Raw genomic sequence first — 12,823 nt, 5'->3', positions numbered from 1 at the left:
TTCTATTAATGAGAACCAGTTTTTACGGTAAACTACCCACAATACATCAAGAAGTTAAAAAATAAGCAATGAAACGATTTACTGCTCCCGAGCAATGGTCAACACAATACCTCACAACGGGGGCTTTTAGTGACCTAGCGACGCTATTTAATTTAGATAAACTGTCAGATTGGCCATCTTGCCAGTGGTTTAATCAATATCTAAATGCGAAAACTACACAGGGCAAAGCCATAACCTTTGTTGAAGATGAAAAGTTTGCTGATGAAACCCGTTATTATGAGCAAATCATATTTGAGACAGGGCAAGTACCAACAAGACAACAAAATTGGCATGACCTTTTTGGTGGTTTTATTTGGTGTTTATTTCCAAAAACCAAAGCGCTGATTAATCATCAGCATATCGAAGAAATTAAACTGCATGGTCTAAAAGAGCGTAGTAAACACCGAAATGCGCTTACTTTATTTGACGAATGCGGTGTGGTGCTGGCAATTACTGAGCAAAGCTGGCAGCAGCAATTACGCGACCACCAATGGCAGCAAGCCTTTGTAGAACAACGTGAACATTGGGGTAAAAGCATTAGGCCATTTATGTTTGGTCATGCTAACTACGAAATGCTCACTCAGCCGTATATTGGTTTAACGGGTAAAGCATTATTTGTAATTGTTCCTGATGACATATTTTGTAAAGATTTAAGCGAGCAATATGCGTATCTAGATCAACGTCTTTATGAGATGATAAAGCTTGATGATTGTTTGCGTGATAATAAAAACTTATCACCCTTACCCTTGTTAGGCGTACCAGGATGGTGGACTGACAATGAAAATCCAGAATTTTACAGTAACACTGATTACTTTAGACCGAAACGAAGGAAACGCACATGATTGAAGTGGCCGGGCTTAAAAAGAAGTTTAAGCTAACAAAAGATCATAAAAAAAATAAAACGGACAACGTAGACCCCCGTGAAGATAAAGAGTTTTTTCATTCTGTGAGAGACGTCAGCTTTCAATGTAACAAAGGTGAAGTACTTGGGTTACTCGGCCCAAATGGTGCCGGTAAAACAACCACCCTTAGAATGATTTCAACAGCCTTAAAACCAGATGAAGGCAGCATTACCATCTCTGGTCACGATATCGTTAAAAAGCCGTTAGTTGGCCGCAAATCAATTGGATTTCTTTCAGGTAGTACCGGCTTATATGGGCGTTTAACAGTTAAAGAAAACGTTGAATACTTTGCCCGTTTACATGGCATGAGTAAAAAAGCGGTAGCCGCTCGTTGTGATGAGCTATTCACCTTACTTGATATGCACAGCTTTATTGATAAACGCGCCGAAAACCTTTCAACAGGTATGAAGCAAAAAGCCAATATTGCCCGTGCTGTTGTTCATCATCCTGATGTGGTTATTCTTGATGAGCCGACAACTGGTTTAGATATTATGACTACGCAAACCGTAATTAACTTTATTCGCGGCCTTAAAGAGCAGGGCACACCAGTTATTTTTTCAACGCACCATTTAGATGAAGTTGCCTTACTTTGTGACCGTGTTGCAGTGATAAACCAAGGTATTAGTTGCTTTGATGGCACCTTAGATGAGTTTAAACAAACAGGTCAAAGTGAAGAATTAAACCAAGCGTTTATGAATATTTTAACGGAGAGCCGTGATGTTTGAAGTATTTAAAAAGGAATTAAAAGAGCTGTTACGTGACCGTAAAACATTGATATTCGTTGTTGCACTACCGGTTGCTATCTTCCCACTGTTATTTGCTGTTATGGCCTTTATTAGTTCACAAGCGGCGTTAGAGGCAGAACAAGAGGTCCATACTTACGCTATTATCAATGGCAATTACGCACAAGATTTTACAGATAAGGTGTTTTACCATAAGAGCTTTGCTTTATATAAAGGCGACGAAACCTTTAATACGGTAGAAGATCTCACTAAAGCGGTAAAAGCAGGCACCATAGACATGGGTATCTATTTACCGTCAGACGCTAAGCAAACCTTAGATGATGCAAAGCAAAGCGAATGGCAAGTTGTGTATAACGACGCAAAAGCAATTAACTTCTTATTTGACCGTGTAAAAGAACTGGCAAAAGAATATGGCGATACGCTGCGTACAAACAAACTATTAAGCTTTGGTGTATCAGAAGAGCAACAAGCTGCCATTATCGAGCCTATTAAAGTTGTGAAGGTCGACACTGCAGATAAACGTGAAAATCTTGGCGAGAAAATAGGTGGGTTTATTCCTTATCTACTTATTCCTCTGGTATTGATGGGCGCAACGTATCCGGCGATTGATTTAGGAGCTGGTGAAAAAGAGCGTGGTACGCTCGAAACCCTTCTACTTACCCCAATCACCCGTACACAGCTGGTGTTAGGTAAGTTTGTAACCTTACTTGCTTCTTCTATTGCGACAACCACCATTACTGTACTCAGTATGGGTGTGTGGATATCAGTGGCCATTGCATTTGTTGATTTAGCAGTTGTTAAAAACGCATTTAGCTCTTTAACCGTATTAGATTTAGGGCTGATTTTTGTTTTGTTATTACCTATTGCTGCAATCTTCTCATCATTAGCGTTGGCTATTTCAATTTATGCGCGAACCTTTAAAGAAGCGCAAAACTACATGGCACCACTTAGCATGGGTGTAATTTTTCCAATTATGGTTGCCTTGATGCCAAATGTTGAACTGACGAGCAAAACAGCATTCATTCCTGTTACGAATGTAGCTTTGGCAATCAAAGAAATCATTAAAGGTACAGTTGATTACACACTCGTGGGTTTAATTTTCTTAGCGACAGTGATTGTGGCAGGTGCATTACTCGCGTTTTGCGTTAAATGGTTTAATAAAGAAGATGTCTTATTTAGATAAGAGATACTGATTTTACCTAATAATAAAGCACCATTTTGGTGCTTTATTTGTTTGTAAGCCAAGCTAAGTACCTACGAGTTCTTATTACTTAATATATTTTCTGTATACTCCGCTTTTATTACTATTCTCTCCTATACTCTAAAGCAGAGTAGAAAAGAAGGCTTTCGATTCAATGGATTCTGGACATTCAGCGCATTTCTATCAACGTCACAAATTACCAATACTCGCTTTTTGTATTCTCTTGCTATTGGCAATTTTTGTAACTGTAAAGTATGAATACGACCTTAGAGAGGATGTGTTCAGCCGCACCTTTGAACAGATGCAGAGAGAGCTCGACACTAAAGAAAGTGTACTAAAAACAAGTTTAAGAGAGAATATTTCTGCACTTAACTTTTTAGATTCAACGCCGCCAGTGCTTGCAATTATGCGCGCTACCAATGATCAAAATATAGATCCCGTGTTAGGCACGCCTATCTCGGCATGGAAAGATCGCCTAGCAAAAATCTTTACTGGTTTTATGTCAACAGATAAAGACCTCGCACAAGCTCGCTACATTTATATTGCTGATAATGGCAAAGAGGTTGTACGTGTTGATAATGTAAATGGTCAAGTCGATAGAATAGGTGAGGAAAAGTTACAACATAAAGGCCAACGTGATTACATGCAAATCACAGCACAGCTTGAAAATGGCCAAATTTATATTTCACCTATTAACTACAATCGTGAAAATGGCCGTTTACAAAAGCCCTATACAAGTACATATCGGATTGCAAAACTAGTAAAAGATGCTGAAGGTAAGCCTTTTGCAGTTTTGATCTTAAACTATTATGCAGCCGATCTGCTTAATAAGCTTAGCAGTAACATCGCTGATAATATGTCAGTGTATTTATTAAATGCGCAGCAACAATTTATCTATCATCCAAAGGAATCATACCGTTTTAGTTTTGAGCTAGATGATGCTCATTATTGGAATGAAGAGTTTAGCACTCAACAACAAATGGCAGGCGTTGATTTTTTTGACGTAGTAAACCTACCTGAAAAACTATATATAGATAAAATTATTGAGTTTAAAAATGGCGTTCAAATGCAGCCACTGACACTGGCTGTCTCAATAAATACCGATACATTGCTGCATGAAATACATCACAAGCGATTCAGATTTATTGGCATTTTATGCTTAATGATTTTAGTCGTGCTGATGTTATTTATTATCTACCAACGTGACATCAACAGAAAAATTGAGCTGAGTTTTCTAAAAGAAAAGAATAGTAAAATCATAGAAGACTCGACAGATGCCATTATTATGGTTCAGCCAAATGGTGTTATTTGTAATGCGAATGAAACGGCAAAAACGTTTTTTGGTATTACAGAGCAAACCACCCATTTTGATACCTTGTTTAATTATAACGATGAAGATTTTCAAGGGATTGCACAAGCCATTAAAGAAGGGCAGCGTTGCTCGTTTGAAGCGGTTCACATTAGTGAACAGAGCACTCATTATTTCTCGATTACCATGACACCTGTTTTTGATGCAGCGAAGCAGCAATTTCAAATAGCGGCAATACTACGCAATATTGATTCACTTAAGTGCGCTCAACATCAACTAGAAAAGCTTAATGTAACACTAGAAGAAAAAGTAAAAAGCCGTACAGCCGAGCTCGAAAAGGCCACCGAAGAAGCATTAGCTGCTAGTAAAGCTAAAAGTGAATTTGTCGCTAACATCTCCCATGAAATCCGCACTCCGATGAATGGTGTCCTTGGCATGCTCGAAATGCTTGAAGAAGAACCATTATCTACTCAGCAAATGCAATACTTACATTATGCAAATACCAGCGCTAACTCATTGATGACACTGATCAATGACATTCTCGATTTTTCAAAAATTGAAGCTGGTAAACTTGATTTAGATAGTCATGAGTTTGATGTCGTTTCAGTGTGCAGTGATTTAATAACATCAATGGCCGTTCAAGGTCAGAAAAAAGGTATTGAAATACTGTTCGATGCTCATGCTATTACTAAGCGTACCGTAATGGGTGATAGCCACCGTTTAAAACAAATTCTCAATAATTTACTCAGTAATGCATTTAAGTTTACCCATAAAGGTCATGTTAGCTTAACGGTTAAGGAACAGCTGCATTCAGACAATACGCTTTGCCTAAGCTTTGTTATTGAAGATACAGGTATTGGTATTTCGAAAGAAAACCAAAGTAAATTGTTTGAAGTGTTTACCCAAGAAGACTCAAGTACCACACGTCATTATGGTGGCAGTGGTTTAGGGCTTTCAATAAGCAGAAAACTCGCTCAGTTGATGGGCGGTGATATTATCGTTGAAAGTGAAAAAGGAAAGGGCAGCCGCTTTTGTGCAAGTATCACAGTGTCACTCAGTGGCTCATTAAAAGAGCAGGGTGCGATTACGGCGTTGAATAACAAACACGTTGGTTGTGCAGTTTTATATGATCTGCTTGGTCAGAACATTGAAACCCAATTAGAGAAATCTTGTCAGCCTCAGCCATCGAAAGTTTCTCGATTAAGTGATATATCTGAAAATGTTTTCAATGAGTTAGATTTACTTATCATTGACCATAAACACCCAGAACTAAATAATGTGTTGAGTTTTGCAAATCGATACCCCGACATCTGTGTATTAATTTTAGGGGTTATGGCATCACTAAAACAAAAAGAAACATTACCGAGCAATTGTACTGTTATTGCAAAACCTGTCACTCCAGATGAATTAGCCTATAAACTCGCGGTTTTATTTAATGATAATAACTCTGTTATTGAGCGTAAAAATACAGATACTAAAGAAACTATTGAGCTTGATTTAACATCTCGTTCAGTGCTTATCGTCGACGATAACATGATTAATATTGAGGTGAGCAAAGCGATTTTAAGAGATAGCCATGTTCATATTGAATCAGCCAGCGATGGTCTTGAAGCAATTGAGGTATTGAATAATAGCGAAACTCAATTTGATCTGATCTTGATGGATTGCCAAATGCCAAACTTAAATGGGTATGACTGTACCAAAGCAATCAGGCAGGGAAAAACAGGCGAGAAATACCAAGATGTGGTGATCATAGCCATGACCGCAAGTGCGATGGCTGGCGATAGAGAAAAATGCCTCAGTGTTGGTATGAACGACTATATCACCAAGCCAATTAAACAAGCCACATTGCGCAAAAAGCTATCAATGTGGCTGAAGGCTTAAGCGGCATCGCGTTCTTTATTAAATGAAGGTTTAGGCGTTAATGCACTAATATCAGCAGAGTGAATCACTTTTTGTGTTTCACTCCAGTGCAATAACTCAATACGGCCAGAGCTGTTTTCAACTAATGCAGTGCAACTCTCAATCCAGTCGCCATCATTGCAATACAAAATTCCATCAACCACTTTAACGGCTGGGTGATGAATATGCCCACAAATGATGCCATCGACGGCTTGTTTTTTTGCTTCGTGGATTGCCGCTTTTTCAAATGCGTCAATTGCTTCACGTGCTTTATGCACTCGCGCTTTTATCCAAGAGGCCAATGACCAATAATTACCGCCAAATAAACGGCGAATGCGATTAGTCCAACGATTTAAAAAAAGTAAAAAGTCGTATCCTGCATCGCCTGCAATACTGATTAATTTGTTGTAGCGGGTTGCTGAATCAAAATCGTCGCCATGCAACAGTAAAAACCGTTTGTTGGCTTTTGTGGTATGAATATATTGTTTATGTACTTCTATACCGAATAATGAATCATTAGCATAATGGCGAAAGGTTTCGTCGTGGTTACCCGGTATATAGATCACTCGAGTGCCGTCTTTTGCTTTTTGTTGAATAAGCGCTAATACATCATAATGGCTAGGGTGCCAAAAGAACTGTCGTTTCATTGACCATAAATCGACAATATCACCGACCAAATACAGAACATCGCATTCAATCGCATTTAAAAAGTCTAGTAAATACTGCGCTTGGCAGTCTTTATAACCTAAGTGAACGTCGGAAATCCAAACGGCAGGATAGTGGGTTTTACTACTGCAAGTGGTGTTATTCATGGCATTTACTCATGGTGTAATAAAGTAAATGCTAGGCAGAATCAATGACAGTTAAAAGACGCTTTAGCGAAACATCTATGACAATTAATAAAACAAAAAAACCGCCGAAGCGGTTTTTTAAATTTTGTAGAGCTGACTTAATTAGCCTTTAACAAGTGCGGCAATTTCGGAAGCGGCACTGTCTAAATCAAGCATTAGCTTTTCACCAGTACGACGGTTTTTAAGCTCCACCTTATTTTCATCAAGGTTACGCTCACCAATAACTAGCGTGAAAGGCACACCTAATAATTCCATGTCGTTAAACATAACGCCAGGGCGCTCTTTACGGTCATCAAACAACACATCTAAACCTGCATCTTTTAAACCTTTGTAAAGGTTATCTGCAATGTCAGGAATACGATGAGACTTATGCATGTTCATAGGAACAATCGCTAAATCAAAAGGCGCGATAGGTTGCGGCCATTTAATACCGTATTGGTCGTTGTTTTGCTCAATAGCGGCAGCTACGATACGTGATACACCAATACCGTAACAACCCATTGTCATTACTTGGTTTTTACCTGATTCACTTAATACGCCTGCTTTCATTGCTTCTGAGTACTTAGTGCCAAGTTGGAAAATATGGCCAACTTCAACACCACGTTTAATTTGCAGTGAACCTTGGCCACACGGGCTTGGATCGCCTTCCACGATATTACGGATATCAGCCACTTCGTAGTTTTCTACATCGCGATCCCAGTTGATACCGCTGAAATGTTCACCATCTTTATTAGCACCAGCTACAAAATCAGCCATTACGTTAGCTGTGCGGTCAACAATGATTGGCATTGATAGGCCGACTGGGCCTAATGAACCTGGTTTTGCGCCAATAGCAGCAACGATGTCTTCTTCTTTTGCCATTTCAAGCGGTGAGTCTACAAGCGGGTGTTTCTCAGCTTTTAACTCGTTTAGATCATGGTCGCCACGTAATACAAGGGCAACTAAACCACGTTGTTCGTTTTTATCTGGTGCGCCATACACGATTAATGTTTTCACGCCGCGGTGAGGTTTAACACCATAGTGCTCTTTAAGCTCAGCAATTGATTTTGCATCAGGCGTTGGGAACGCTTTTAGTTCTTTGCTTGCAGCTGGGCGCTCTTCAGTCGGTGCCAGTGCTTCTGCTTTTTCGATATTTGCAGCGTAATCACTTGCATCACTAAATGCGATTGCATCTTCGCCTGATTCAGCAAGTACATGGAACTCATGTGACACGCTACCACCAATTGAACCTGTATCAGCGATAACAGGGCGGTAATCAAGACCTAGGCGCTCGAAGATGTTGCAGTATGCTTTGTGCATTACTTGGTATGTTTTCTCTAAACACTCGTCACTTAAGTGAAAAGAATAAGCATCTTTCATCGTAAATTCACGAGCACGCATTACACCAAAACGAGGACGAACTTCGTCACGTACTTTTGTTTGTACTTGGTAAAGAGTAAGCGGTAATTGCTTATAAGAGTTTACTTCTTTACGTACAAAATCAGTGATCACTTCTTCGTGTGTAGGCCCAAGTGCAAATGGACGGTTATGACGGTCATTAATACGAAGTAATTCAGGACCAAACTGCTCCCAACGACCAGACTCTTCCCAAAGATCAGCTGGTTGGATAATAGGCATTAACATTTCGATAGCGCCTGCTTTATCCATTTCTTCACGTACGATGTTTTCTACTTTTTTAAGTACGCGTAGACCAGAGGGCAACCATGTATATAAACCCGACGCAACGCGGCGGATCATGCCTGCTCGTAGCATTAATTGATGAGAAACAATTTCTGCATCAGACGGAGTTTCTTTAAGTGTTGCGAGTATATATTGACTGGTACGCATCTCTATTCCAAGTAGTGTTAAAATTATTATCGTTTACTCAAGACGTTTGAGTAATAACAAGGCGCTAAGTTTACCAGTGGAAGCACTGACACTAAAGCGCTATATGCTAAAAACTAGCATTTTTCAATGCTGGTCACTGTATTATGATTGTCCTGAACATGCCACCTAATATTAAAATCATATAAGGTCATGCCGTAGCTTTGTTCTGAGTCACGTTGCTTTTTATAAGCAGGGCGAGGATCTTGCTTTAATACATTGCTTATAAACGCTTTTAATTCAGGTTGTTCGGTCTGTTTTTCGATAAACGCCAGGGCTTCTTCACTAAACTCAACACTCATATCCGTTTCTGGTCGGGTATCGGCAAAGCCTGCGGTGGCATCGGTCATTGCGTCTGAGTAGGGCAAATAAGGTTTAATATCTAAAATAGGTGTGCCATCGAGTAAATCGATACCTGAAAGCAATAAGCTTAATTGACCATTTTTATATTCAATGCCTTCAAGTTTTACAGCACTCATGCCAATTGCATTTGGGCGAAAGGTTGCACGTGTTGCAAATACACCTTTTCGTTCATTACCGCCTAGGCGAGGGGGTCTCACCATTGCTGAATAGCCTTTATCTGCGGTTTCATGAAATCTGAATAGTAACCAAATATGGCTAAATTCATCGAGGCCGCGTACAAACTCTTCACGATTAAAATCGCTGCTGAATACCAGCTTTGCTTTAGCTTCAGGAACTAAACGAGGTTGGCGAGGTATGGCAAACTTTTGTTTATAAGGAGATTGAATATGGCCGACGGCAGTTAATTGATATTCGCTCATTGTGCATTGTCGTTAAGAAAATCTGCCGACATTTTACATGCAAACACAAAAAAAGGCAGTCGAGACTGCCTTTTAATATTTAGACTGTGTAGTCTAAATTAAAACATGTATTGGAATGATACAGACGCTACATCCATATCTGGGTCAATATCATCTTCTAATTTATAGCGCTCATACTCTAAACGTACTTGCATGTTTGTTGTGAAAGCATATTCTACACCTGCACCATAAAATACATCACCACCGTCTGAGTCAGCACTGATACTGCCAAGCTCGCCTAGGTCTTGCTCAATTTCAGCATCCCACTCTAGCCAACCACCTTTGGCATAAACAGAAAAGCTATCTGTAATTGGGGCTGCTAAGCGTGCTGCTAATGAAACACCGTCAATTTCAGCTTTAGAATCGATATCGCTTACTTCATCAAAATTTTGATAAGCAAGTTCAAGGCTTAAGTACTTGTTAAACTGAGTACCAATATAACCTTTCAGCATTTGTGAATCGTCATCAAAGTCAGTGTCATTTTCACTGTCTTCAAACTCAAAAGAATATTGGCCGTAGCCGATACCGGTATAAATACGCGGAGAATCCATTTCGGTAATATCTGCATGTGCAGCATTATTAAAACCTAGTAGTGCTAAAGAAAGTGCAGAAAGTGAAATTGCTTTAATCATTTAATAGCTCCTTTATAAAATAAATAAACGAATGTTTCGCGTCATTCACAAGGAGTATTGCAACGGCAATGCCAAGCTGAAAACAAAGCCTAAAGTATTGTTTTTAGGCTTTGTTTAGCGGGTTTTTGTGCAGTTTGTTGAAACTGTAATCAGGCATTCAGTTTGGCTGTCGTAACAATTTCAGGGTGCTCTGTAGAAGTTACTAGGTACAGTTTATAATTTTTTGTTGCTTTAAATTTTTAGGCTTTTTGTAAAAGGGTTTCTGTTTCTATCGCGATCTCTTTCATTTTTATCGCATAGTTTTCGATTTTCTTTTCTTCGTCAGTTACGGCTGTATATGAAGGGACTTCGATTGGGTAGCCTGCTTCATCCATCGCTATAAAACTAATAACGCAATGGTTGGTTTCAACTAGGTTTTGTGTTTTTGGGTCGCCACAGCGTACTTGAATAAAGATTTGCATGCTTGTTTTACCTGTATGGGCAATACTGGCTTTAACTTCGACTATTTGGCAAACCAAAATAGGGCGCTGAAACTTTACACCCGCAACAGAAACAGTTACGCAGTAATGACCGCTCAAACCTGCAGCACAGGCGTAACCAGCTTGGTCAATCCACTTCATTACCACACCACCATGAACTTTACCGCCAAAATTGACATCAGTAGGTTCAGCTAAAAAACGAAAGGTTACACTTGAAGACGGCATACTTTACTCACTTTTATAAAACACGACATTTTCAGCATAGCCTAAAAAAGGGGCCGAAGCCCCTGCAATTTAGGATAAATTTTAATTAAATGAGTAACGTGCGTTACATATTAGGGTAGTTTGGCCCGCCAGCACCTTCAGGTGTTACCCAAGTAATGTTTTGACTGGGGTCTTTTATGTCGCAGGTTTTACAGTGCACACAGTTTTGTGAGTTGATCACAAACTCTTTTTCACCTTCAACTTCTTGTACTTCGTAAACTCCCGCAGGACAGTAGCGTTGTGCTGGCTCATCAAATTGCGGTAAATTCACTTTAATTGGAATCGAGTTATCTTTTAGCTTTAAATGGCATGGCTGTGATTCTTCATGATTGGTATTTGATAAAAACACCGATGAAAGTTTATCAAAGCTAAGTTTGCCGTCTGCTTTCGGGTAGTCGATTTTTTCGGCCTGATCAGCTGCAACTAATGTGGCATGATCTGGCATGTTGTCTTCAAAATTAAACGGTAAGCTGCCACTAAATAGGTTTTGATCTAGGGTGTTATAAGCACCACCTAAGAACTTACCCAGTTTGTGCATAACAGGGCCAAAGTTACGTGATTGATAGAGCTCTTTGTACGCCCAGCTTTGTTCAAAAGCTGATTTATATTCAGCTAAATCGGCATTTTCTTTACCGTCGCTAAGAGCTGCTACTATCACATCAGCAGCAACCATTCCTGATTTCATGGCTGTATGATTACCTTTGATCTTAGCAAAGTTTAATGTGCCGGCATCACAACCCACAAGTAAACCACCCGGGAAGTGCATTTTCGGTAACGAACGTAGGCCACCTTTGGCAATGGCTCTTGCGCCATAGGCTATACGCTCACCGCCTTCTAAAACATCTTTAAAGACAGGGTGATGCTTCATGCGCTGAAATTCATCAAACGGGCTTAGATGTGGGTTTGAGTAGTTAAGGTCAACAATTAAGCCTACGACAACTTGATTGTTGTCGCTGTGATACATAAATGCACCACCACTGGTATCACCAGTTAACGGCCAGCCTGTACCATGTACGACTGTGCCTTCTTTGTGTTTACTCGGGTCGATTTGCCAAATTTCTTTGAAACCTAAACCGTAATGCTGTGGTGATGCATCTTTATCAAGGGCAAAGTGTTTGATTAGCTCTTTACCTAAATGACCGCGGCAACCTTCAGCAAATACTGTGTATTTAGCTCTAAGCTCCATACCCGGCATGTAACCATCTTTTTCGTTGCCGTCTTTATCAAGGCCCATATCGCCAGTGATAATGCCTTTCACTGTTTCGTCTTCAATAATCAAAGAGTGAGCACTAAAACCAGGGAATATTTCTACCCCTAAGTTTTCCGCTTGCTCTGCTAAAAAGCGACATACATTACCCATAGAGACAATGTAATTGCCTTCGTTATGGAATGTTTTAGGGCTAGCAAAGTGGGGGATGCTGGTGGCTTTTTCACTGTTATTGAACCAGTAAATATCATCTTGCGTTACTTTAGTGGTAACTGGTGCGCCTAATGACTGCCAATCAGGTAATAATTCATCCAGCGCTTTGGTTTCGAAAACCGCACCCGATAAAATGTGTGCGCCCACCTCAGAGCCTTTTTCTACCACACAGATCATTAATTCTTGTTGTTTTTCTTGTGCTTGTTGAGCCAATCTAATCGCAGTTGATAAACCTGCTGGGCCTGCGCCTACGATGACTACATCAAATTCCATGGTTTCGCGTTCGACCATATAAACCTCTTCTCGGTGACGGACCTGCTATAAAGAACCTTATTTCATACTTGCAAATGAAACGTTACAGGCTGTGAATACTTTAAGGTTATTTTAGGTTGACGTT

At 39.8% G+C, this 12,823-nt stretch carries 10 protein-coding genes; 4 read left to right on the top strand and 6 right to left on the bottom strand.

The window, feature by feature from the left end; all coding sequences use genetic code 11:
• Window positions 1-68 precede the first annotated feature (68 nt).
• The 4 genes from EXT43_RS03810 (at window position 69) to EXT43_RS03795 (ending at window position 6,078) form a co-directional block, all read left to right on the top strand.
• Complete coding sequence (locus EXT43_RS03810) at window positions 69-881, top strand: DUF3025 domain-containing protein (protein ID WP_130166367.1); 813 nt, start codon at window positions 69-71, stop codon at window positions 879-881.
• On the top strand, window positions 878-1,666 hold the full coding sequence (locus EXT43_RS03805; RefSeq protein ID WP_054561430.1) for an ATP-binding cassette domain-containing protein: 789 nt from the start codon (window positions 878-880) through the stop codon (window positions 1,664-1,666). Before EXT43_RS03810 ends, EXT43_RS03805 begins: the two co-directional genes overlap by 4 nt.
• Entirely contained in the window at window positions 1,659-2,867 is a 1,209-nt protein-coding gene (locus EXT43_RS03800; protein ID WP_054553916.1) for an ABC transporter permease, read from the top strand. Before EXT43_RS03805 ends, EXT43_RS03800 begins: the two co-directional genes overlap by 8 nt.
• Before the next feature lie 172 nt (window positions 2,868-3,039).
• Entirely contained in the window at window positions 3,040-6,078 is a 3,039-nt protein-coding gene (locus EXT43_RS03795) for an ATP-binding protein (RefSeq protein ID WP_130166366.1), read from the top strand.
• On the opposite strand, the gene EXT43_RS03790 is transcribed toward EXT43_RS03795, so the two are convergent.
• The 6 genes from EXT43_RS03790 to EXT43_RS03765 all read right to left on the bottom strand — a co-directional run bounded on the left by EXT43_RS03790 (window position 6,075) and on the right by EXT43_RS03765 (window position 12,717).
• Window positions 6,075-6,908, bottom strand: a complete 834-nt coding sequence (locus tag EXT43_RS03790) for a UDP-2,3-diacylglucosamine diphosphatase (RefSeq protein ID WP_130166365.1) — start codon at window positions 6,906-6,908, stop codon at window positions 6,075-6,077. The genes EXT43_RS03795 and EXT43_RS03790 overlap by 4 nt on opposite strands.
• A 141-nt stretch (window positions 6,909-7,049) precedes the next feature.
• A complete protein-coding gene (locus tag EXT43_RS03785) occupies window positions 7,050-8,774 on the bottom strand; it encodes a proline--tRNA ligase (RefSeq protein ID WP_130166364.1) in 1,725 nt (574 codons plus the stop codon).
• Window positions 8,775-8,887: 113 nt separating this feature from the next.
• Window positions 8,888-9,592: a tRNA (N6-threonylcarbamoyladenosine(37)-N6)-methyltransferase TrmO gene (gene tsaA / locus EXT43_RS03780; RefSeq protein ID WP_054561434.1), complete on the bottom strand. Its 705-nt coding sequence runs from the start codon at window positions 9,590-9,592 to the stop codon at window positions 8,888-8,890.
• Between the two features lie 98 nt (window positions 9,593-9,690).
• Window positions 9,691-10,263: an outer membrane beta-barrel protein gene (locus EXT43_RS03775; RefSeq protein WP_055198360.1), complete on the bottom strand. Its 573-nt coding sequence runs from the start codon at window positions 10,261-10,263 to the stop codon at window positions 9,691-9,693.
• Between the two features lie 239 nt (window positions 10,264-10,502).
• On the bottom strand, window positions 10,503-10,967 hold the full coding sequence (locus EXT43_RS03770; RefSeq protein WP_130166363.1) for an acyl-CoA thioesterase: 465 nt from the start codon (window positions 10,965-10,967) through the stop codon (window positions 10,503-10,505).
• Between the two features lie 103 nt (window positions 10,968-11,070).
• Entirely contained in the window at window positions 11,071-12,717 is a 1,647-nt protein-coding gene (locus EXT43_RS03765; protein WP_130166362.1) for an electron transfer flavoprotein-ubiquinone oxidoreductase, read from the bottom strand.
• Between the last annotated feature and the right edge of the window lie 106 nt (window positions 12,718-12,823).

Source organism: Pseudoalteromonas sp. CO109Y, from assembly GCF_004208935.1.
GTDB lineage: Bacteria > Pseudomonadota > Gammaproteobacteria > Enterobacterales > Alteromonadaceae > Pseudoalteromonas > Pseudoalteromonas shioyasakiensis.
The sequence above is the reverse complement of the archived record's forward strand: the minus strand, read 5'-3'. Positions and strand labels throughout refer to the sequence as shown.

What these genes read in the sequence shown, in the direction of transcription:
- EXT43_RS03810 (WP_130166367.1), top strand. Translation starts at nt 69, where the DNA reads ATGAAACGATTTACTGCTCCCGAGCAATGGTCAACACAATACCTCACA.
- EXT43_RS03805 (WP_054561430.1), top strand. Translation starts at nt 878, where the DNA reads ATGATTGAAGTGGCCGGGCTTAAAAAGAAGTTTAAGCTAACAAAAGAT.
- EXT43_RS03800 (WP_054553916.1), top strand. Translation starts at nt 1,659, where the DNA reads ATGTTTGAAGTATTTAAAAAGGAATTAAAAGAGCTGTTACGTGACCGT.
- EXT43_RS03795 (WP_130166366.1), top strand. Translation starts at nt 3,040, where the DNA reads ATGGATTCTGGACATTCAGCGCATTTCTATCAACGTCACAAATTACCA.
- EXT43_RS03790 (WP_130166365.1), bottom strand. Translation starts at nt 6,908, where the DNA reads ATGAATAACACCACTTGCAGTAGTAAAACCCACTATCCTGCCGTTTGG.
- EXT43_RS03785 (WP_130166364.1), bottom strand. Translation starts at nt 8,774, where the DNA reads ATGCGTACCAGTCAATATATACTCGCAACACTTAAAGAAACTCCGTCT.
- tsaA (WP_054561434.1), bottom strand. Translation starts at nt 9,592, where the DNA reads ATGAGCGAATATCAATTAACTGCCGTCGGCCATATTCAATCTCCTTAT.
- EXT43_RS03775 (WP_055198360.1), bottom strand. Translation starts at nt 10,263, where the DNA reads ATGATTAAAGCAATTTCACTTTCTGCACTTTCTTTAGCACTACTAGGT.
- EXT43_RS03770 (WP_130166363.1), bottom strand. Translation starts at nt 10,967, where the DNA reads ATGCCGTCTTCAAGTGTAACCTTTCGTTTTTTAGCTGAACCTACTGAT.
- EXT43_RS03765 (WP_130166362.1), bottom strand. Translation starts at nt 12,717, where the DNA reads ATGGTCGAACGCGAAACCATGGAATTTGATGTAGTCATCGTAGGCGCA.